Raw genomic sequence first — 22,701 nt, forward strand, 5'->3', positions numbered from 1 at the left:
TTTCCCAAACGAACTCTAGCACATCAGATTTAGTTCAAGATAGAGGTCAAATGTGAACTCCATGCTCGACGAAGTGGATCGGATTAAATCGGCAACTGTTTACCAAATCCTCAGGTCGTCGCTACAACGGTGAACGATATCACAACCGAACGATCACAGCGGGTCTAGCATGCTTGAGCAACAATCGAGAAAACTGTTGTAATAGTCTCATCCATTCCGAAGGCCAGTGGTAGGGCCCGAGGGGCATGCAAGGCGAACAATTCGAACATACTTTTATTGTTTCCGTTGCTTCGTGACACCACGCCGCCAAACCGCGAATCGCAATTGTCAATCGTACGAAATTCTTCGACCTTCTCACCGCACGAACTGCAGCTTCGACCGACTATCCGTATGTTCGCAGCGCCGAGAAACTGAGCGTACATCGCATTTTCTAAGCACCTGCACTTCTGGGAAGAACTAGGCACATTTCATACGGCGAGGCGGTTTTGACACCTCTCTCGTTGCCGTCGCTCGCCGCAACCAAGCGGAGCACTGTAATGGTAACGCCAGTTGGACCACTATTCGCAGTTGGCAATCAGGTCGTGACAAAGTCCGGGTGGCGCATCAGCTATTGGGTTGATGCGCACAACCAGCAACTGCAGGCAGCCGGGCAAGCGCCGGTGTACTACTGGCTACCCGAGCAGGTCAATCTCGCGCGGAAGCCCAACGGCGACTACAAGTTCAGCATGATCCACTTCGCCGGCGTGCGATCGAGCGGCACCACCGTCGGTGAAACCAGTTCCGATAACGAGGTGGCAGGTGGGCTGATCAATTTCGCCACGACAGCGGCGCCGCCGGACAACGTGTTGGCTGACGCCCATGCGGCGCTGATCGATCAGGTTCGCAGCCACGACAACCCGCTGTGGCGATACACCTCGAATCAAAGGCCCTGGTTTACCTTCATTCCCATCGTCAGCAATCAGTGCGTGCTCTCCAACACCTTGCCGGGCGACAGCCGGGGCATTCCGGCCGTGATGTCGAGCAAGAGCCCAATCGCAGGAGCCGCACCGACGATCGGACTCAACCGCTCCTATCTGCCGACGGGAGTTATGCCCCGCACGGTGCCGCAGAGCTATCGCGGCACCAACATCGACCCGATGTTCGTGAAGCTGTCAGGGCAAGGCCCCGGCACCATCGATCCGGGCGCGGAGAAAGCTTACAGCGCGCTGCTCGGCAGCATTCCGGCGGCAGTCGCCTATAACGGCTTTCATAATCTTGGCACCGGCGTGATGAACGTGACGCAGAACATGATGGTCCGGGTGGTCAGTCCGCTGATGACGATCGATATCACCGGTCATTGGTCGAGGATCCAGGATCACTTCTCAGGTGCCGCGCACGCCGGCGGTCTGTTCTGGAGCGCCGACATTCAAGCCCAATACGACAGCCTCCGCGAATCCGGCGACATCGAGGTCCATACATTCGTCGACCAGTCGCTGCCTGGCGCGGACAAGCTGCAGGAATACATGGACAAGCGGAGCGACTTGATCTTCCAGAAGTTCATGGATCTGGCGAAGCAGGTGATCTTCGACCCGGCGCCTTTCAACGAGCAACCGGCGCAGGCCAGTGGCGGCTTCCTCGGCTTTGGCGGCGGCGCCGCATTCAAACTGCGCGAGCAGCGCACCAACCTCGATCTGGAGTATCACGAGACCAAGGAGATCGCCTACCTGCAGAACTATCAGGTCGGCGGCACGCTCGACGGCGTGGCCGATGAGATCCGGGCCAACCCCGCCAAGGACAAGGTCTACTTCCTTACGGTCGATATCGGCGACTGGGACCGCAAGGTCGCGCGCGTCTTCAAGCCGGTGGTGAACTGGCCGGACCGGACGCAGAAGTGGGTGGGCGAACCCGTAGCCTTCCTGTCCTGTCAGGTCGGCTATCCCAACGCGGACGGCGCCCTGCAATGGGATGGACACGTATTCAATCCGTCCGACGGGCCGGACGCTCATTTCGATACCGCGACGTTCATGAAGCAGAAGAGCGATGTTGCCCATCCGCCGGCGGGCTGGGAGCCGGACAAGATGTTCCTGAAGCGGCAGATCCATTTTACCGAGCCGCCGAGCGAATTCGAGAATCCCTATGCGCGCGTGCAGGTCGAGAAGGACATCGTCGATCTCGATCCAAGCCCCCTCGGAACGCCTGACAACACAATCGCTGTCGAAATCCGCGTCGAGGAAGCCGGCACACTCTCTGTCGGCCCGATCCTACTTGGCGCCAATCTGACCGACGACACCCAATACGTCGAAGTGACTATGCAGGCGCTGGGCAAGCGCGACGACGGCAATGACCGGGACCCGGTCAAGTTCACTTTCAAGTTCGCAGATCAAAACGTGCCGCGCTATTGGTTGATTTACACTGGGCAGAAGAATTTCGTGCCGAAGTTCCAATATTCGGTTCGCGTCGTGGTCAAGGGCACGCTGTTCACCCACGGACAGGAATGGTCGACGACGACTCCGATCTCGACGGGCGGCAGCGGCGGCCTGATGGTGACGGTACCAACGCCGGACGATCCCAACGTCACGAAGAAGGATGTCCCATTGTCTGCGATCGCATCAACGACACCTCAACAAGGCGCGCCCGCAACGCCGCCGCCCTCGACCGGTCACGCCGTACCGCCGCCCAGTACGTTGAAACCAACGGAGCCTGCGCCGACTGGCAAGGGCGCGCCTGGATCCGGCAGATATGGCGAAGTCGGCGGCTGGGCGGCGTCCCCCGGAGATGGCGGCGCATCGAAGGGCGCACCCGCTCCAAAGGACGATGTTGTGTTCTCGAGCTTCGAACCAGTCTAGTCGGGCGGAGCAGCCATGTCTGCCCTTGGGTCACGCGTCGCGGCGAGCACGACATCCGGCTGGAGCAGGCTTGATTTGCCTGGTCCAGCATCGGTCCTGGTCCGGCGCACGAGAGATGGTTACGACCATCTCTCGGGCTATCCGCGAGTGGCGCGCGACGCTGCTGACCGCCCGCGGGTCGCATTGACGCTGGTGTTGTCGCGCATGCCGACGCTCGACGATGCCTCCATCGCGCCACTGGTGACATGCGGTTCACTGTCGCTGGTGATTGCGTTCGATACCCCGGATCAGGACATCGCGGCCCTCGCCTCGCGGCTCGACGCACCCTGCCGGAGGCTGTTCGTGCGTGCCGGCCGGTGCTGCCTGCGTGCCGGTCGCGCACGATATGCCGGAGCCGATCTGTTCGGGACACGGGTGGAGGGCGTCATCGCGACGTCTCTGCCTTCAGAAGCCGCGCTCGATGTGCTCTACGCGTTCGACCGGCGGTCGTCGCGGCTTCGGCTGATGACCGAGATCGTCGACGGTCCGCCGATCGACGACGTGCCGCTCGACCTTTTGCTGGGCGGGATTCTCGATGGCCTAGATCGCAACGTTTATTTGTCCCTGCTGGTCGTGAATGCCGACGGCACCGCGAACCGGGTGCCGCCGTTGCGGAAGAACCTGCCGGGAGCCGATACGGCATTGCGGGCGGCGCCGGCGGCGGTGCCACTTGTTGCAATGAACAACCGGCTCACCTCTCTACCGTTCGCCATGACACCAAGCCACATGGCCCAGCCTTCGGCGGCCGCACTGATATCGGGCGGCGCCACGAGCCAGGGCATCGCTCTCAATGCGCACGCGCATACGTTCATTGGTAACGACATGCACGTGCTGCCGCTGCACCTCGATGATACCCAGTCGCCTACCCAGAACTACCCGCTGGTGTCCGACGTCGCCGCGTATTGGTGGCCCGATGCGCTCGACCCGAAGGCCGGCTGGTATGCGCCAACCTTCACCTTGATGAAGCCCGCGGCCAGCGACAATGCCGCGAGCGCGACGTTTTCCTTCGTGCTGGCAAAAACCGGCTCGGTGCTCGGCTCGGACGGCACCGCAAGAACCGGACTGACTGCCACCGTGCGGCTCACCGTCAAGGCCGCGATGACACCAGAGACGGCCGCCGCCGCCGCCGCCAATCCGGAACGCAAGCTGCAAGCGGTCCCGCTGCAGAATCTGTCATGCGCGCTGCAGATCCCGTATCGCCGTGCCGGCAGCAGCGAGGCTCTATCCCAGCGATTTCCCGGGACGGTGTCGCAGACCGGCGACCGGATCACGATCACGGTCGCGTTGCTCGACGACTGGGTGCGGCTGACCTATGCGGCATTGGCATTTCCCGGAACCGGCGAGCCGCCGCTCGTCGTCGTCTCCTACGCTTTCACCTCCTACCAGTACATCTTTGACAGCTCCCTGGCGTTGCACGTGATCGGAGGCGGCCTGGTCCACCAGATTGCCAAGGTGGCCACCGTCAACGATCTGCCGGCGCAGGTGCGCGGGCCGACGCTGGTCAAGCAGGACCTCAAGATCGTGAGTCCGACGGGGTCGGTGCAGTTCGACCGCGAGAGTCCTTCGATTGGTGGACGGGCCCCAGCGACACCGGCCATTCCGCATCTTGGCGTCACGCCAATACCGCCTGCGGACATTCAGCCACATCTCATCCCGGCAACAACCAGCCCGCACCGGACGCTGGTGACGCGTTCGGTGGTACGCGAGGAGAACACGGATGCTTCGCTACCGTGTGCGAGCTACGGGAACTTCTATCTCCAGCGCTATGACGCCGGGGTTGTTACCGCGATCGGCTGCCAGGATTCCCTGAAGCTCGGTGAAACCGCCCTGAAGGCGTTCGATGAAGTTACCGCGCTGCGTGATCCGGCGTTCCGCGTGTTTCGCTCGCTGCAACAGCCAGGGCGGTTCATGGTCGCGCCGATCGCGTACCGGGTCGGGCGTTTCGGCGCTGGAAGCGGCAGCAAGGCCTTCCGGCCGATGATCATGCTGTACGGCCTGCTCGACGTCGATCCGGCGAACAACCGGTACGCCCTGACCACGACACTGATTCCGGACGTCTCTCCCGGGGCGTTGCTGCAGCTCGGCGCGAAGCTTGTTACCTTGACACCGTCGGGCAGCATACCAACGATCGTTTATCCGACGGATCCATTCGTCGCGGCCACCGCCAGCTATTCGTGGGCGCTGCCGGCCGAATTGGGCACGCCGCAAGCACTCACCGTTCTCGACGCAATTACCATCACCCTCAGCCTGCCGTTGGCGAATGCCGCGCTGCTTACCGCCGTGCTCGATCGCAGCGGCATTCAGGGCGGCGTTACCTTCACCCTGCCGGACGGCAGCAGCGTCAACGCCGCGCTGATCGTCGACAGCAATGTGATCGGACCTCCCGAATCCGGACCGGTCACAGTGGCGCTGCACGGCGATACCACGACACTTACGAATCTTACACAGCAGGCCATGAACGTCACTGACCTCGTGACGTCGACAGCAAACGGGACAAACACGGTTGTCGCCGTGAACACCACGCTGGCGCCAGGGACAACCGTGACCGCGAAGGTCGATCCGGCGACCACGCGGGCGTTTGCCAACGCCACTGCGGTCGCCGCGACGTCAATCGAGGAGCTTGATGTGTTTGTCGAGGACGTCTCAAGCACCGTGACATTCATCAATCAACTCAATTTTTCTAACCACCAATTGACTGCTCTTGCGGTCCAGGCACGCCTCGAGGGAAGCAGCCACATCGAAACTGTCAGTCTGGCCGAAGCCAGCACGGCCGACGTTTCATTTACGCTGCCGATCAACGACTACCTGGCACATCAGACGCTGCAGTTTGCGCTGGTCGAGACCCGAGCAAGCGGCACGCTTACGACCGCCTGGCGCAGTTGGGACCTTAACAAGGGTAGCGTCATCGGAATTACCGCTGATCTTCTTTAAGATGGAGAGTGTTATGAGTCAGGGCTTTTCGCTACATATTGGTTTGAACGGCGTCGATGCATCGAAGTACAACGGCTGGGCGGGCACGCTGGCCGGCTGCATCAACGATGCCAATGCGATGGAGACGATTTGTCAGTCGCAGGGTTTCACGACGCAAAAGCTTCTCGACGGTGAGGCCACCGCCGACGCCATTCTCGGAGCCATCGGCCAGGCTGCGTACAATTTGCAGTCCGGAGATACCTGCGTCATTTCCTATTCCGGTCACGGCGGCCAGGTCCCGGACACGACCGGAGACTCGCCCACCGGTCTTGACGACACCTGGGTGGCTTACGACCGCATGGTCCTGGGACACGAACTCTACAATCTGTGGGGCCAATTTGCGGCCAACGTGCGCATCGAGGTCTATTCGGACAGTTGCCACAGCGGCACCGTCATTCGCGAGTTGTTCATCCCGACCGGCATCCGATGGCCGCAGTCGAAACGCAAGGCGGTTCCAATCTTCCCACAGGGCCGCGGACTACAGAACCTCAAGTCCGTTTACGGTCGTGCTGCCAATACGCGTGCGCGCGGTCCCGCCCCTGACGTTGCAGCGATGCGAAAGCGGTCGATTCCTCCCTCGGTCGCACTCGATGTCTTCGAGCGCGACATGCCGATGTACGAAGCTGCGCAGTGGACCCGCAAGCGAGGCGAGATTACCGCTTCGGTGATCCTGATCTCGGGCTGTCAGGACAATCAGGAATCGCAGGACGGCCAGAGCAACGGGCTCTTTACCGAGAAGCTCTTGTCAGTCTGGGACGGCGGCAATTTCAGCGGCTCGCTGCCGCAGTTCCATCAAGCGATCCTGGCGCTGATGCCGCCCGAACAGACACCGAATTACTTTACGGTCGGCGTCGACGATGATGTCTTCACCAACTCAAAGCCACTCACCGTTGTGGTAGACGAGCGCACGTCGGCGACGGGTCAGCCAGCCAAACCGCCGACCGGGCAGCAAGGTCCGGTGGTAATCGGCCCCCAGGCCTATGATCGTTTGCAGAGTCGCGGTCCCGTGTTCAACGTGAAGCCAGGCGCAAACCCGTACTACGTATTTGAGATTGCAAGCGATCCAAACTGCTTTGGTTATCCTGCACAACGAACTGCCAACAACTTTTATGGCTCATGGAACGACCCACAAGTCAAGTCGCGATTTACTGGTGCCACATATAGCTTGCCATCCTACGCTTGGGCGGCATTGCGCAACAGTAGCAAGCTTTATTACCGAATTGGCACTACGAGCTCGTTCGATCTAGGCCGATGGGACAACTACGCGGTTTCTACAGCCGACTCAGACGCGGCGTCTGCACCCGCTATCTCCGTAAATGGCGTCATGGCATCACCGCCGCTTGTGCCCGTCTAGCAGCACGTTTGATCGTTGACGGTCGATCAGGCTGACGCTCACGTGCCAAGCGCAGGCATCGACTGATAGGCCTTTTTTAAGCCCATCAGTCGAGAGGTTACTTTGCGCATTTTCCTGCCAAACCTGATGACACCTACCGTGCCAATCTTCAGCGCGGCTAGGGCGCCACAACGCATGGTCAGTTGTCACCGCCATAGCTTGGACGCAAATGCGATGGGCGAACAGCCGTGACGATTTTGGCGCTGATAAGCTTTTGTATGAAAGCTTATCAGTCCATTCTCTCCTCCGCTCGATCGTCCCACTCGGGCCGCCCTGTGGCGGACCCGTTGGACTGCCAATTTTCGGTGACACAGAGAACGCGACCCGGGCATCATTTGCCGTGCGCCCGGCAGAACGACAACATTCGACTTGATCGCGTTGTGTTGACACAGTAACTACATCTTGAGATTGAAGGCGCGGCGCGAGGTTGATCGTGGCGATTTGGACTGCTTTTCATGGAACAACGGATTTATTCTGGGGCGCCGATGCCCTTGGTACAATCGACCCGGTCAACTCCACATCGACCCGGCTGATTTTCACCAATGCCGACGGCACCTTTACCTATCTCAACGGGACCGGCCTGACGATTTCAAGCGACCCGACCTGGGCGACGCTGACATCGGTCGATCATGTCGCGGCCGACGGGACCACAGTGCTCGAAAGCATCACTAACATCACCCTCGGATACCAGCCCGGACACTTCTTCGCCGGCATCCTCGGGGGTGCCGACGGCATCACCGGCTCGTCCGATGCTGATCATTTGTCGAGCGGCGCGGGCAACGACACCATCGCCGGCGGAGCCGGTCCCGATAGCATCGACGGCGGCGCCGGGGACGACACCGTCGTGTTCTCGGGCAACCGAAACGACTATATCGTCGAGGACTTCAGCACTGATATCCGGGTGTTTGGCGCCTCTTTCGATGATCTGACCAACGTCGAACATCTGCAATTTGCGGACATGACTCTGAACGCCAGCGACCTGCCAATCATTGGTCGCGGGACCCCAGGCAACGACCTGATTTATGGCGGCCTCGCCGACGATTCCCTTACCGGCTTTGCCGGTAATGACGTTCTCGTCGGCTTCGCCGGCAATGATGACTGCGATGGCGGTGACGGCGACGATTATGTCTACGCGGGCAGCGGCAATGATTGGTTGTCCGGCGGCGCCGGCGCGGATGTACTGCTCGGTGAAGACGGTAACGACACCATCTCCGGCGACGATGGCAACGATTACGTCTATGCGGGGAGCGGCAATGATGTGCTGTTCGGCGACCATGGCGCGGACGTTCTGCTAGGTGAAGCCGGCAACGACACCATCAGGGGTGACTCCGGTTTCAACTATCTGTTCGGCGGAGACGGCACTGACGTTCTCTTAGGAGACGGGGTGGACACAACAAGCTCCGACGTCAACGTCATGTATGGCGGCAATGGTGACGATGACCTCTACGGTGGCCAGGGCACGATTTACTTCTACGGCGGCGCCGGCACTGACATCATGGCAGGTGGCGAAGATCTCAACATCTTCATTTCCTCCGGCGAGACCGATGGCGACGTCATCTACGGCGGCTGGGGCCAGAACTACGTCTATGGCTCCAATGGGGGCGACACCGTCACCGGCGGCCGTAACGTCGATGTGTTCCTGATGGGGAGCGGAGCCGACCTCATCAGCGGCGGCGGCGGCGTCGACTACGCGTGGGGTGGCGGCGGCTCCGACACTTTCAAGATCAGCGACAGCACTCCCATCCCGGAGGTTATGGTCGTCCAGGACTTCAACGCCGACGGCGTCAACGACCTCATGAACTTCGTCGCCACATCGCTGCATTCGTTTGCCGATGTGCAGGCGGCCGAGTTCTATGCGGCTGGCATCAACACCACGATCATCACCGATGCAGCCGGCAGCGCCGTCTGGCTGATCGGGGTGGCGCCGGGGCAGCTCGACGCGAGCATGTTCAAGTTCAGCTAGCGGGGGCGTTCACCAGGGCTCGAACCGGGCGCCTGGACGCGCTCTACCCGATGAGCCATGACAGCGAACCGGCAAGGAAAACTTGCTGGTTGAGTGGTGCCCGCAGCATGGGATTGAACCTGCGACCTCACGCTTACATACGTCAATCACCCGAACTGGGGTGCCCTCGTCAACGAAATCATCGAGGCATTCGGGAAACAACGTCCATTGCCCACGATCCGCCTCCTCAACGAAGCGCCTCATCGATTCCACAAAAGAATCACAGGAGAATCATAACAGCGGCACGGCGTTTTCACACAGCCAGGGTCAAAAGCGGATGTCCAGCACTCCGGCGCGGCCTCAGATCAGCCAGAGGCGACCGATAACGTCTGAAAGCCTACCAGTCAGCTGTCTCCCCCGGCTGGTTGCTCCAAACCGTAGGTCACGGAGTACCTTGGTATCAGATGATCTCGAGTGATTTTTCGGCGCCCCGCCTATGATGTAGGCCCGATGATCACCCGTTGCCGTGGAGAACGCCGCGTCGTGCATTTAAATCTTTTGGATCTGCCCCGGGATCAGCTCAATTCGGGGGGATTGAGACCTGGAAAACTCAATAAAAGCTTCCGTGGTCTCAAATAATTGACGCACGAGCCCGCGATGCTCCGGATCCATGATGGAGTAAATGTTGGGCTTGTCGTACCTCCACGATCCTGACCAAAGTTCCGTCTTCTTCTCATCGGGATCAAAAATAAAGATCAACGCGCTCCCATCCTCATAGATGAGTTCGACGGGCACGCACCCGTGTTTAATAAGCGTTTGCAGGACGTGGCAAAACTCGTACCCGAATACATACACATCAGGCTTCAGCTTAACGACTATAGGCTGGTCTGCCTTATCGTACCCGAAAGAATCGGTGCAGCTTGGCGGTCTAATCACTTTAATGCCTTCCGCGCCTGCGCCATGAAGCAACTCGCTTAGCTGCCCGCTTCGGATGATTGATCATGACTGGTCATTCGACTATTTCTCAATCCCCTAGAGACGTCCGCACCCGACGCTCAGAGACACGTCGCTCTGTACCGCGGCGGCGATCGGGTATCGGAACCTGCAAATTCCGCACGTTACTCCTTCGCCTAACAAGAACTCTCCGATCTGCCCCACTGCGTTTTGACTTCACTATTCGGCCGTCGCTGCGCACTGAGCTTGCCGATCCGGCAATTGGTCGTCCGTGCCGCCGGGCGGCATAAGCCCTACGCACCACGACTTCGCGGAGCGCAAGCCAGATGAACTCGCTGTTGGTGGATAGATATCGCCGCCATAATTTGCGCGGCTCCATCATCAGCCGCCAGAACCACTCGAGACCGAGCGATTGGAATAGCCGAGGAGCGCGCCTGACGAAGCCGGCCAAGACGTCGAAGCTGCCGCCAACCCCCAGAATGACGGGGACTTCCAGCCGATCTCGATAGCGCTCGCTCCAAACTTCCTTGAACGGGGATGGTAGGCCGATAAAGAGAATATGGGCGCCGCTCGCTCGTATCTCGTCGACGATAGCTTCGTGCTCGTCCGGACCGAAGTAACCATTCCGGAGACCAGCGATCTTCAGCTGCGCGAAGCGCGTCTCGCAGTCGAGAGCGAGCTTTTCTACGACCTCCTGTCGTGCTCCCAGAAAATAGACAGCAAGTCCGTTTAAAGCCGCACCCCTCAAAAGCGCTTCCATCAGATCGATGCCGGCCACGCGTTCCGGCATATGCTGGCCTGACGCGCGTATTGCCCAAACCACCGGCATGCCGTCAGCTACCGTCATGTCGGCCGCGGAACATGCCTGCGCCAATTCAGCATCCCGCCGCATCATGCAGAGATGCGATGCATTGATCGTCATGACGACGTGAGAATTGTTGGAGCGGCGACAAATATCGATACAACGCCTCGCCGCCTCATCCAGCGTAACCGCATCAAATTCGACGCCCAGCAGGCTCGCCTTCATCTGCTCAGCTCCCCTTGCGGCGATCGCCGATTGGCTTGCCACCGAGCCATCTGCTCGGCGTCCAGCCGAGCCGTAGCAGCCCGCTTACCGAGTCTCAGGCACGCGTGCTGGTAGGTGCGAAGAAAACGCCTGAATTCGGGGTCGTTATAGCGCGGCAATCCTTTCACCCAGCTGCTGAAGTATCCCCAAAGCATCGCGACGCTTCCGATGAACATTGGGTGCGCGCGAAGACGAGAGGCCGCCACCGCCAGATAATAGAGCGGCGAGGTCCCCATGAAATACTGGCCGAAACCAGCCCGAATTCGGCCGGTCCAGATGCTCTTGTGACTGGCCCCTTGCGGACGAAGATGGACGAATCGAACTGGTTCTGAATCGACGCTCTCGGCGATCCAACCCAGCATCCTGGCGCGGTGGCAATCGATACCATCCCACATGACCTGTCGTACGAACCCCCCGATCTGCTGAAAGCACTCGACCCGGTAGAATTTCGTCATCCCAACCGACATTTCGTCGCCGCAGACCTCGGGCACAAGATCGCCGGTCTGCGGATGGACGAACCAGGGTTTGCCGGAAGTGGTCCCGATCCGTGGGTTGCCTTCCATCCGCTGCATCAGCAGTTCGAAGTAGCGAGGCGGCAAGTCGAGATCCATATCAAGCTTGCACAAATAGCCGAAGTCGCCGAGGGACACATGATCAAGACCATCATAAAACGCCTCAATCACCCCAGGCCCTACACGCCGGTGGCCTCGGTCTTGCCGGCGCACGACACGCAGATAGGGCAACCGCGCCGCGTACTCTTCCAGAATTTGTGGCGTCTCGTCAGTGGATCCATCATCAACGACAATCCACAGCCCCGGCGGCACCGATTGTGCAGCCACGCTGTCCAGCGTGCGTCGGAGGTAGGCCCCCTCATCACGGCACGGCGAAACCAGCACATACCTGCGCGGAGCCCCCGAGGTGGTGTTAAGCTCGTCCACAGGTCTACTCACGGTAATATCCTTCAGACCTGACCCCATTTCTCGCCTCGATGGTTTTAAGCTCGAGAGGATCAATCTGGTTGAGCACGATTGTCGACACGCGGTCGCGGATCAGCTGCGTTACCGACAAGGCTTCGAGCACGCTCGTACGCTTGGTCTGCCCGCATTCTACAACGAAGACAAACTCGTCGATGAACCGCTCGATCAGCTTTGCGTCGACGACCGACATGATCGGCGCCACTTCCACAACAATGTAGTCATAGGATTTCCGCGCAACGGCAAGCAGATTTTCCATTTCTTGCGAACCCAGGAGTTCGGCGGCATTTGGAATTCTGACGGCGCACGCACTTGGCAGGACATCCAGCCCCGAATGCGGCCGCTTGGAAACAAACTCACTAAGGCGGGAGGGCTCTTCCAGCGCCTCGAAAAGCCCAACCTTCGCATCGGGGAGCAGTGCAGTCGTGAGATTCCTCAGATGAAGGTCGGCGTCGATCAGCAGCGTGCGGGCTCCGGAGGAGGACAATATGAGTGCGGCAAGATTGGCGGCAACCACCGTCTTTCCCTCTTTCGCAACCGCCGACACGACACCGATAACTTTGCTCCCGGCCGAGGCGGGTGACCGATCGAGCATCGCCTTCACATTGCGAAGACCTTCCGCGAAACGCGAGAACGGGGCAGCAAGGACGTGCTCCTCGATTGGCAATTGACCGGCGTAGACAAACGGTAGCCCGACGCAAGGCGTTTCTGTCACTTGTTCGACGGCCTTTGGCGTACGGAGCACGTCCGCCATCCACTCACGACCGAAGGCACAGCCCATACCGAGAAGCAGACCGAGAAACGTGCTGCCTGCCGCTACGATTAGGGTCTTCTTTGAACTCTTTGTCAGCGGCGGAACTGCTCTTGTGATGATCTGCGCACTCTGGGCTGGAAGAGTCTCCGCCTGCGCCGCTTCGATCTCCTTATGCTTTTGCAGGAAGCCGCTATAAAGATTACGCAGCGCCTCGGCGGCGCTTTCGAGTTCACGCAGCTGGCTTCCAGTTTCCGCGGAAAGCTTTGCGGCCGTGCCTTCGAGTTCCGTCTGCCGTGCCTTGGCCACCTCGTATTCGCTGGCGTAGGAATCGGTAATTCGCCCCTCATCGGATTGGATGGCGGCTTCGATGCTGTTGAGTTGCGCCCGAAGCTTGACGACCGCCGAGTGCTTCTTCCCAACGCGAGCTTCCATTTCCGCAAGGCGAGACGCAAGATCGCGCTTCTGCGTACGGAGGCGGGCAAGCTCGCTGTTATTTAGCGCGAAGTTGATGACAGCCGCTCGCTTGTCATTGAACAGTGCATCCGTCGACACGGCAGACGGAATTCCGTTCGCCTCGGTCCGCTTGATACGGTCGAGGCGTTCCTTTGCCTCGACGGCGGCGAACTTGGCATTCATCAGCTGGGTATTCAGACTTGCCAGGAGTTCGGTATCCTGCGCGCCGGTGCTGCTGAGGCTGTTGGCCGTCTTGAAGTCCTGGAGGGCCTTGTCCGCATCGGCCACCTGCTTCTTCAATTCGATCAGCCGCTCCTGCAGCCACGCACTGACCTTCTGCGTTGATTTGAATTTTGCGTCTTGCAAGGAGGCGAGATAGCTATCCACGATGCCGTTGGCGATTTTGGCGGCCTTCTCCGCGCTCTGCGACTCGACCGTCACATTGATGACGTTCGCAACATCCTCACGTGCAATTGTCACGCGTCTCAACAGAGTCTCGAGAGCCGCCCGCTCAGCGGCCGCCGTCGAAGCCGCCGTGCCGGTGCTCCCGTCGGCGGAGCTCGCAAGCGCAGAGCGGCCACCAAACTCGCTATCGTCGGCCAATCCCAGCGAGCGAATGACCGGAAGCAACACTTTGTCGGATGAAAGGACATAGAGCTGACTGCCGACCTCAACCTCGTCCATCGTCGGCTGATCTACGATCTTGTTGGTCTGCAGATAACGATTGAGACTCCGATCGATAAGGATACGGGCACTGCTCTTGTAAGGCGCTTTCATGACGAAAAGAGCAGAGACGGCCACCGTCAGTCCGATCAGCAGTCCGACAAGGGGCAACCGCCATTCGCGGCGCAGAACGTCGATAATCTCCCACAAGCCGAACGCGGGGCGGCCTGCCGCAGGCGCAGCGTACTCTTCAGCAAGCAGCTTGCCGTATTCAGGAATGGCCAATTGATTGCTTCTTGTGTCCATGGCTTCGTTTGTTCAGTGCGTCGGTTGAGAGAGCGGTGATACCGCCCGCGAATGCATCTCGGCATCGGACAAGATACTGACGCTCGCTAATTGTTCGACCGGATGCTTCGGCCGACCGACATTCAGAAGATCATGCACGATGAGTTTGCTTGCACGACCGTCACCGAACGGGTTGGCGCCGCGAGACATGGCTTCGTGTTCCGCCGGCACATCGAGCAAGCGCTCTACGCCTGCGACGATGCGAGCCGGATCAGTGGTAACCAGGCGGGCTACGCCGGCGTCGACTGCCTCCATGCGCTCGCTCGTATCCCGCATGACGAGCACAGGTTTGCGAAGCGCCGGCGCTTCCTCTTGAATTCCTCCGGAATCGGTAAGTATGAGATACGAGCACGTCATGAGGTAGACGAACTCGGGATAGTTAAGCGGTTCGATCAGGAAGACATTACGCGCATCGCGCAGATGATCGAATACCGGCCCGCGTACGTTGGGATTCAGATGAACGGGATACACGATCTGGATATCATCCCGCCGACTGATCGTCTTTAATGCCTCGCAAATTTGCCGAAACCCGGATCCAAAGCTCTCGCGCCGGTGTCCAGTCACGAGAACAAGTCGCTTGGAGGTATCGAGCCATGAGTATTTCCTCTCAAGCGACCGTCGAAGCGTGCCCGGTTGAGAGATATTTGCGGCCATGCGAAGCAGTCCGTCGATCACGGTATTGCCGGTGACTATGACGGCGTCCGGCGAATAACCTTCCTTCAGTAGCGCCGCACGTGCCCGCAGCGTCGGTGCATAATGCCGCGTCGTAACGACGGCAGTGACCCGCCGATTGGCCTCCTCCGGCCATGGGCTCATGAGATTGCCAGTTCGTAATCCCGCCTCGACGTGTCCGACACTGACCGACCGGAAAAAGGCGGCTAGCGCGGCCGCCGTACTGGTTGCGGTGTCGCCCTGTACAAGAACGAAGTCCGGATTGTAGTCAGCGATGATCGGATCGATTCCAGCCATGACCGCACTGAACACTTCGCTCAACGACTGGTTGGGTCGCATGATGTTCAAGTCGTAGTCGGCGCTCAACGAGAAGGCCGACATCACATCGTCGAGCATCTGACGATGCTGGCCCGTTACGCAGACGCGCGCATCGATTCCCGCTGCTTCGCCCAGCGCCAGCACAAGCGGCGCCATTTTGATCGCCTCCGGACGAGTACCAAACACGCTAAGAATACGCATCACGCCCAACGCTGCCCGTGTTCAAGAATTTGCTTTGTTGAAAATCTTTTCCGTTCCGAAATGATGCGGCACGCTACCGGAATTTCCCGACGCATTCATCGCCCACTTGGGCTGCAGGCAGATTTAATGAACTTTATAGCTAATTGTCGGAACTGCTGAGCGCTATCGTGCGGTTCCAGATTTAACTTTTTCGAGTTAACGCGCACTCAGTGGTTGTCCTGCTCACAGTCTTCGTCGAGCAATCCCGCACTAGCGTTCGCTACCGCTTGGCCCGAATGCCAAGAGGCGCGCAATGAGCCCACTCGCATTAGCCAATTTCAATAAAACTTGGACTCAACGTAATTGAATGGGCGTATGTGGACTATGTTCATTTGGCGCCATTGGACGTGGCGATCCGCTCCCGGTCGAGGAAATGCGGAGGTTGTGTTGCCGGCACGCCCCGGCATCTAGCAAGTCGGAGACAACGCCTCGTGGAAGGCAAGGTTCTACTCCTCTCGCAGCGTCGGATTTCCGACCTGGTCGCGTTTTGCCTCAGCTATGAATTCGAGGACAATCTGGCGGCGATGACGGGTGCCGATCGTTTCGATGTTCAGGATCGCGCGGCACTGGAATTCGCGCGACGAATCTACAAACTGGCACGCTTCACCTCGGGATCGGCCAAGCTGGCAAGTACGCTGGCGCTGTATCCGCCGCGGCTGCGGCTGCAACGCGATTACGAACTGTTTTTCCCGGTCTTCAGCAATGCCTATCAACTTCACGCGCTCGCCGCGATACCCGACTGGCGCAAACGGTGTCGCAAAGCGGCATGCTTTATCACTGAAGTCTGGGCGGACGACATCCCGGAGTATCTGGTCGAGCTCCTGTCCGGATTTGATCATATATTCGTCGGACTGCATCACTGCGTTCCACGCATCGCGCGGATAGCGGGCCGACCGTGCAGCTATCTGCCGCTGGCGGTCGACGTGGAGCGGTTTGCGCCGAAGCCCGCGCAACCGCGATCGATTGCTGTGTGCAACATCGGACGCCGTTCGGAGACGACTCACGCCGCGTTGCTGGCCGGCGCCGAGCGAGAGCGCTTCTTCTACTACTACGACACTGTGGCCGCGAGCGGTTCGAACCGGAAGGAAAGGACATTCCGGGTCGACAATCCGGGAGAGCATCGCATCATGATTGCGAATATCCTGCAGCGCAGCCGCTATTTCATTGCCAATCGCAGCCACGTCAACAACCCGGAGTTCACGGCTGGCCATGACGAGATCTCCGCACGCTATTATGAAGGAGCAGCAGCCGGAGCGGTGATGATTGGTGAAGCGCCGCGCACCGAAGAGTTTGCGCGCCAGTTCGACTGGCCCGATGCTGTCATTCATGTGCCGTTCGATTCGCCTGACATCTGTCGGATCCTCGAAGAGCTCAACACAGACCCTGCGCGACTGCGCGCGGTTCAGGTCGCTAACGTGCGGGAAGCCGCGCTCAGGCATGATTGGCTCTACCGGATACAGACGGTCTTCGACGTCCTCGGCATTGCTCACACCGACCAGATGAGCGCGCGAGCCGACCGCCTGCGCCAGATGGCCGAATCCTTCGATCTCCCGGCAGCCGCTTAAAAACGTCGTCTCACGTGATGCGGATCAATGCGGGCATTTCCGCCATTTTATGGTTAACGGCCTGTTAAGCCACGGCTGCTACATCCCTGCAGTAGGCGATCCCGGATCAAATGATCGCCCGGGTCGTCGCGAACGTTTGCAACTGCAGACCGACGCAAAGCTGCGTATCTAGGCATGAAACGCTCCAATCAGCTCCCCTCGGCTCAGGCGGTCATCCTGAATGCGTCCCCGTCGCTACGTCAGGCGGATCGACTTGCTGCACCGCTGCGACGGCGTGGCGCCTGGACGCAATTCGTCGAAGCCCGGCTGCGCGAGCCCGTATTTCCAGAGCAAGATCTCGCCGAGCCGCCGAGCAGTCCGATCGACGACCAACCGGCAGGCCCCGCCGACGCTCCGAGCTTGCCGAGCGGAGAGCCGACGAATGAGGTTCATCCGCTCCTCGTCCCGGAGGATTCCCCCCAGCCGATCGCGTGGCCACAGGATGACGTCAGTCGGCGCCTGAATGAGGCCGCAGAGAGCATCGGGCGCAAGTCGAATGTGGACCGGCCCGGTGCAGGACCGGATACAGGGTCCGTCGATCCTGCGTTCCAGCCAGGCGATGTTCGGGCGACGGAATGCGGCAACCACACGCAACCAGCGCCATCGGACTGGCACACGGGACCAGAGCCTGCCACGGCTGCGTACGCGTCTGGGACAGATGAAGGAGAGGGATTGAGTCCGGCTGCGGATCAACGTTCGGACTTGAGCACGCCGGACTCGAGGCCGCCGGAATCGACTCCTCCCGCAGCGCCGCCGCAACTGCAACCGCCCATGCACACCAGTGCCGCCGGGGTAGGCTTCGTAGTGCAAGATCCGCGGACCACACTGATCGAGAGGCGGATCGCGGACGACCTTCAGGATACGCCGTCGGACCGACACTCCGTCACCAACGCATGGAAGGTGCGCAACCCTGTTGGGCTCCTCGCTCCGATAACGATTCTGTTAGCGGTCGGAGCCGGACTACTGTTGTGCGGCAATCTCGTATCCTTGTTCAACGCTAGATCCCACGTAGTCATCACCAATGGGGAGGCGGCGCCCGTTCAGTCGCCGCCACAAATTAGACGCAAGCTGAAACCGGCAGCTCCGACGTTCGTGCATAGGGCGTCGATCGAAGCGGCCCCAACCGCACCGCCTACACGTACGCTGCCGACGACATATGGAATTTTTGCGTCAAGCGGCGGGCGAATGATCCGGCTCGAACCGATGAATATCCGCCTTCCCGACAGCCGGATCGCCGTGGGATTGATCACCAAGCCACCCACCGTTGTGGTGCCGCACGGCCCGCTTTCGTTTGTCGCATATCAGCGAGAGCTGATGACAAGCGCGCCCGACAACGCGCAACTGCGCATCGTCGCCGAAGTGGCGCGGGCACCGTCGTCACCGGCGAGCGGCAAACTGGCGGCCAATAATACCTGGGCGATCCGATCCGTTTCCGTCGACCTCACCGTAGCCCCGGTCCCTGAAAACCGCGAAATGGTCGAGTTGCAGCCGGAGAACCCCGATCTCGTTCTCTCGCCCGGCCGTTATCTGCTGGTCTTCAAGAACCAGGCCTACGGCTTTGTCGTAGCCGGCGCGGTGACCGACAAAGCTCATTGCCTCGAGAGGGCGGAAACGGAGGACGGCGAAAAGTTCAGCGAGTGCCGCAAGCTCCCGTAATGTAGGAGTGACCCGGCTTCACTGCGGCGTTGACGCGATTGCGGTCCGCGGCAACTTCGCAGCCTTCGCAGTGGCGGCACCGACACCCGGCTGGTCGGTCTTGCGCCAAAGCAGCAATCCCGCTCCGCCGCCAATCATGCAGATCGCGAGCAGCACGATTTCTCCACGTCCCAATCCACGAGAGATCATCGCGTAAGGCAGCATACCCAGACCGATCCAGAAGAGCTTCTGCCACTGGCAGGAATCGTACCTCTTGCCAAGATTGCGACGCTTGAACCACAGGTCCTTCGCTTTGCGAGAAAACGGAAGAATGCGTCGGCACACCGCCGGCACAAGGCGAAGCGCGAGCAGCAGGGCAAGAAACATCGTCAACGCGACCGCGATGCGATCGTCACCGCCCGACAGCAGCCGGAAGACAGGCAGAATGCAAAGACCAAGGCCGATCCTGAGGAATGCCCCGGCGGGCCAGGTGTCCAAGTTGATCAGGAAGCGCTCAAAGGCCGTCATCGGTATATCCAGTAATCAGGAGTTGACTTGCAGTCGTCGTACGATGCCGAAATCGCGTAGGACAGACCAGGCGAGCTGCAGCGGCCGCGTGATCCTGAAGACCCCAACTACGACGGTCAGGTGGGCTGTCACACAGATCAAGCTCGAGGCCGGGATTCGCAGCAGCGGTGGCCACTCCTGCAAGAACGCTTCCTGGATCGAGAAGGCGACCACGACGGCAACGAGTGCAGCAGTCGTTTGCGGCGCCGTCGCGCGCAGGACGTCCCCGATTGTGATCCCGACCGGCCTGCCGGCATAGACGAGCGCGGGAACGAACAGCGCAAACATGGTGACGGTATAGGCGATCGTCACTCCGATCACGCCGAACGGCAATCCGGCCGCAAGCGCGATCAATTGGCAGACCGCACTGAAGATACCCCATCGCATCCATCGATCGGGACGTCCGACAGCAACGTGGACCCAGCCAAGAGTTCGCTCGATGCAATCGGCAATGCCCCGAATTGCAAGGATGCAAAGCAAGGGGCCCGCGGGAGACCATTTCTCTCCGAGCAGCAAGATCACGATGTCATGAGCGCTCACGGCCAGGGCCGCGAAGGCAGGCCCCGAAAAATAGCTAAGCAGTGACAGCGCGCCTTCCCAGGCGCGCTTCAGTTCGGCCGCATTGTTCTGGAGTTTACTCAGTCCGGAAACCGCGATGTTATGCAGCGGCTCACTGAGAATCGACAGCAAGTTGCTGTAGATCGTGAAGGCGTTCTGAAAATAGCCAAGCGGCCCTGCACCGAGGAAATAGCCCATGGCGATCCTGTCCGCCGCACGGGCGAAATAGTCCGTCATGGTGAAGCCGGTAACTCCGAGCCCGAACCGCATCAGTTCCTTGACCATCGGCGTAAGCCTGGGCCTGCCCGGTATCCATCGACAGGCAGTCCATGCTCCGGCGACGGTCAAGGCCGACGTTATGATCGGCTTGGCGATCAGCGCCCAGTAGCCCCAGCCCGAAAGCGCAAGTCCGACGCTTGCGGCGCTTCCGATGATGTTTGCCGATATGTCGATGATCGCGATGCGGCGAAACTGCATTGCCCGACGCATCAGCGCATAATGCTGCGTCGACAAAGCCATCATCAGGAAGGTCACTGACAATGCCAACGCCATACCCGCAAGCGATGGCTCACCGAAGGCACGCGCGATCCATCGACCGGACGCAGCCAGCACGACGGCCAGCACGACGCCGATCAGAACATTCAACCAGAACAACGTGCTGACTTCGGCACGCGAGATGCTGCTCCGCTGGGCGGAAGCCTCGCTCATCCCGAGATCGACGAAGAGGGGCGCGAAGCCGATCAGGGCCAGCATCATCGCCACCAACCCGAAATCATGCGGTCCGAGCAGTCGCGCGAGCACGATCGTCGAGGCCAATTGAACGAAGATATTCAATCCGCGCGCAGCAATGAACGCGACGCCGCTGTGCAGCGACCTGCGGCCAAGGCCAGAGTATGGCTTGTTATCCGCAAAATACTGATTGGTGCGCTGGTCCCGATGCACGCGTCGTTCCGTTCAATTCGCCGGATTCTGGCCTTGCGGTACTCGCTCAAGCCAGATTTCCCGCCAGTAAGGATAGATGGCCCGAGGGCAGAACCGGCGGCAGATGGCGTAGCGCGCCTCACACACGACGTCTTTCAGGATGATCGCGTCCGTCTTGAAACGGACCATCTTGCAAGACCCCTCGTCGATGATCTGCTTTTGACGCCTCTCGACCTCGTATTCGCGTTCGGTGAACGGGACCATCTCCGGATCGAAATACAAGCCTCGATTGCGGTAGTTGCAGTCCAGGGTCTCGAGGATGTCCTTGTACGGCTTGACGCGCACGACGTCGCCCACCTGCAGATCAAGCCGGGACTGCGGGACCTTGGCACCCTCCGGGACACCGAAGGGCCTGATCGGATATGGTGCGCCACCTCTCATGCGCTGGAACCTGTCGTAGATCCAGCGCATCGCGGTACCAATACCGAGCCCCGCTTCAGTGACCGTACGCCAGACCGAGAACGTCAATCCGGCGACAAGCTCCTGCAGCCGAACGTTACCGGAAGCGTAGTCCTCGACATACTGGCGCGGATCCCACCACTTCAGGGGTTGCGTGGCGAATTTTACCTGCGTGTTCTGGCAAACGTAGGTCGGCTCGGTTTCGCCGGCCTTCGGCGGATGCTTGACCGTGCTCCACAGCGTTGCTTCGCTGCAGCCACCGGAGCTGGACGGCTTGGCTGCGCCGTTTGGCGATGGACTTATCTCTCCCGCCGGCTTCAACCAGGCGTCCTTCCAGAAGATCAGACAGGCCGCCTCGCAGCCATCATGAGCCGCGCCGCTGCAGCGGATGTTCTCCAGATGCACCGCATTCAGCATCTTGCGCCCGCCGATTCCGAGAGCGGGATCACAGGTCTTGTGAGCTCGTTTGCCGACGCGAAGTGTCTTGCCGCAATGCTTCAGCATCTCGGGCATGAAGGGCATTTCGTCCAGGCGACCGTTGGCATCGAGCGTCGCGAGGATCTCCTCCTTGCTTCTGACCTCCACCAGGTCGCCAGCGCGAAAGACACTTGAGAATAGCGTGCTCATATCGTGCGCCTTCAGATCCATCCTGCAATTAGGAACCGGTTGCGCGACGTCCGCGCAACCATGGTCAAATCAATGTCAACTTTCGCCCGAAAAATGCCTCGGCGAAGCGTTCCGTAGCCCTGCACTCCATGCCCCGAATCCGTGCGAGGCCGCGAAAGGTGTCTGCATCGAACCACTGCTTGGATCGCTGCGTCCCGAAATGCTTGAGCAGCAGTTCAATCTTGCGGTCGAGCGCGGCCGCCGACACCGGCATGTAAACGTTGGGTTGACCGAAATCGCCATCCCACTTCGGAATCTCGTATTCCAGGATCTGATGATCGCGAAACGTGTTCCAGGTCAGACGGCAGACCTGACGATGGTCTTGATGGGCATCATCCCTGCGATGCGTCAGAATGACGTCCGGTTCGATCCGCCTTTTCAGCGATTCGAACCATTCCTTGATGGCCTCTCCCCTCTCCGGGAAAAATCCGTCGGGAAACGACAGCACCTCGACATTCGCGGATGCAGCCTCGCACAGGAAGTCGGCGGCCGATGCTCTGGCCTCGGCCTCCCGTATGGCGCCACCACTCAGAACGCACCACTGCACGTTCAGTTTGATACCGCGCTCGATCAGACCCAGCAGCGTCGCTCCCGCGCCGATTTCGATATCATCCGAATGTGCGCCAAGGCACAGGATCGATAGATGATCCCCGGGCCCGGCAAGCTGCAATGCTTTCATGTCC

15 protein-coding genes are annotated in these 22,701 nt (G+C 59.9%); 6 read left to right on the forward strand and 9 right to left on the reverse strand.

What is annotated here, in order from left to right; translation table 11 throughout:
• Positions 1-581 precede the first annotated feature (581 nt).
• The 4 genes from ACVIW0_RS28410 to ACVIW0_RS28425 all read left to right on the forward strand — a co-directional run bounded on the left by ACVIW0_RS28410 (position 582) and on the right by ACVIW0_RS28425 (position 9,190).
• Entirely contained in the window at positions 582-2,825 is a 2,244-nt protein-coding gene (locus ACVIW0_RS28410) for a hypothetical protein (protein ID WP_461355361.1), read from the forward strand.
• A 15-nt stretch (positions 2,826-2,840) separates the two neighbouring features.
• Positions 2,841-5,795, forward strand: a complete 2,955-nt coding sequence (locus tag ACVIW0_RS28415) for a hypothetical protein (RefSeq protein WP_461355362.1) — start codon at positions 2,841-2,843, stop codon at positions 5,793-5,795.
• Positions 5,796-5,808: 13 nt separating this feature from the next.
• A complete protein-coding gene (locus tag ACVIW0_RS28420; RefSeq protein ID WP_461355363.1) occupies positions 5,809-7,188 on the forward strand; it encodes a caspase family protein in 1,380 nt (459 codons plus the stop codon).
• A gap of 472 nt (positions 7,189-7,660) precedes the next feature.
• Complete coding sequence (locus ACVIW0_RS28425; RefSeq protein ID WP_461355364.1) at positions 7,661-9,190, forward strand: calcium-binding protein; 1,530 nt, start codon at positions 7,661-7,663, stop codon at positions 9,188-9,190.
• 1,003 nt (positions 9,191-10,193) lie between these two features.
• Here the strand turns inward: ACVIW0_RS28425 and ACVIW0_RS28430 are convergent.
• The 4 genes from ACVIW0_RS28430 to wecB are packed head-to-tail and all read right to left on the reverse strand — an operon-like array spanning position 10,194 to position 15,569.
• On the reverse strand, positions 10,194-11,150 hold the full coding sequence (locus tag ACVIW0_RS28430; protein WP_461355365.1) for a WecB/TagA/CpsF family glycosyltransferase: 957 nt from the start codon (positions 11,148-11,150) through the stop codon (positions 10,194-10,196).
• Entirely contained in the window at positions 11,147-12,139 is a 993-nt protein-coding gene (locus tag ACVIW0_RS28435; RefSeq protein WP_461355366.1) for a glycosyltransferase family 2 protein, read from the reverse strand. Before ACVIW0_RS28435 ends, ACVIW0_RS28430 begins: the two co-directional genes overlap by 4 nt.
• Positions 12,132-14,318 (reverse strand): GumC family protein, encoded by a 2,187-nt coding sequence (locus tag ACVIW0_RS28440; protein WP_461355367.1) that lies wholly within the window; start codon positions 14,316-14,318, stop codon positions 12,132-12,134. Before ACVIW0_RS28440 ends, ACVIW0_RS28435 begins: the two co-directional genes overlap by 8 nt.
• 33 nt (positions 14,319-14,351) lie before the next feature.
• Positions 14,352-15,569 carry a non-hydrolyzing UDP-N-acetylglucosamine 2-epimerase gene (gene wecB, locus ACVIW0_RS28445; RefSeq protein WP_461357446.1) on the reverse strand — a complete coding sequence of 406 codons (1,218 nt, stop codon included), beginning with the start codon at positions 15,567-15,569 and terminating at the stop codon, positions 14,352-14,354.
• Between the two features lie 470 nt (positions 15,570-16,039).
• On the opposite strand from wecB, the gene ACVIW0_RS28450 reads away from it, so the two are divergent.
• Positions 16,040-17,173: a glycosyltransferase family protein gene (locus tag ACVIW0_RS28450; RefSeq protein ID WP_461355368.1), complete on the forward strand. Its 1,134-nt coding sequence runs from the start codon at positions 16,040-16,042 to the stop codon at positions 17,171-17,173.
• Positions 17,174-17,407: 234 nt separating this feature from the next.
• Here ACVIW0_RS28450 and ACVIW0_RS28455 read toward each other — a convergent pair whose 3' ends face one another.
• On the reverse strand, positions 17,408-17,806 hold the full coding sequence (locus ACVIW0_RS28455) for a hypothetical protein (protein ID WP_461355369.1): 399 nt from the start codon (positions 17,804-17,806) through the stop codon (positions 17,408-17,410).
• A gap of 591 nt (positions 17,807-18,397) precedes the next feature.
• Here ACVIW0_RS28455 and ACVIW0_RS28460 point away from each other — a divergent pair.
• On the forward strand, positions 18,398-18,868 hold the full coding sequence (locus ACVIW0_RS28460; RefSeq protein WP_461355370.1) for a hypothetical protein: 471 nt from the start codon (positions 18,398-18,400) through the stop codon (positions 18,866-18,868).
• A gap of 18 nt (positions 18,869-18,886) precedes the next feature.
• Here the strand turns inward: ACVIW0_RS28460 and ACVIW0_RS28465 are convergent, their stop codons facing one another.
• From ACVIW0_RS28465 to ACVIW0_RS28480, 4 genes are all read right to left on the reverse strand, one after another.
• Complete coding sequence (locus ACVIW0_RS28465) at positions 18,887-19,375, reverse strand: hypothetical protein (protein ID WP_461355371.1); 489 nt, start codon at positions 19,373-19,375, stop codon at positions 18,887-18,889.
• 15 nt (positions 19,376-19,390) lie between these two features.
• Complete coding sequence (locus tag ACVIW0_RS28470) at positions 19,391-20,914, reverse strand: lipopolysaccharide biosynthesis protein (RefSeq protein WP_461355372.1); 1,524 nt, start codon at positions 20,912-20,914, stop codon at positions 19,391-19,393.
• A 12-nt stretch (positions 20,915-20,926) separates the two neighbouring features.
• Positions 20,927-21,979 carry a hypothetical protein gene (locus ACVIW0_RS28475; protein ID WP_461355373.1) on the reverse strand — a complete coding sequence of 351 codons (1,053 nt, stop codon included), beginning with the start codon at positions 21,977-21,979 and terminating at the stop codon, positions 20,927-20,929.
• 64 nt (positions 21,980-22,043) lie between these two features.
• Positions 22,044-22,697: a PIG-L deacetylase family protein gene (locus ACVIW0_RS28480; RefSeq protein WP_461355374.1), complete on the reverse strand. Its 654-nt coding sequence runs from the start codon at positions 22,695-22,697 to the stop codon at positions 22,044-22,046.
• Positions 22,698-22,701: the final 4 nt, after the last annotated feature.

It is taken from the genome of Bradyrhizobium sp. USDA 4454, from assembly GCF_054822705.1.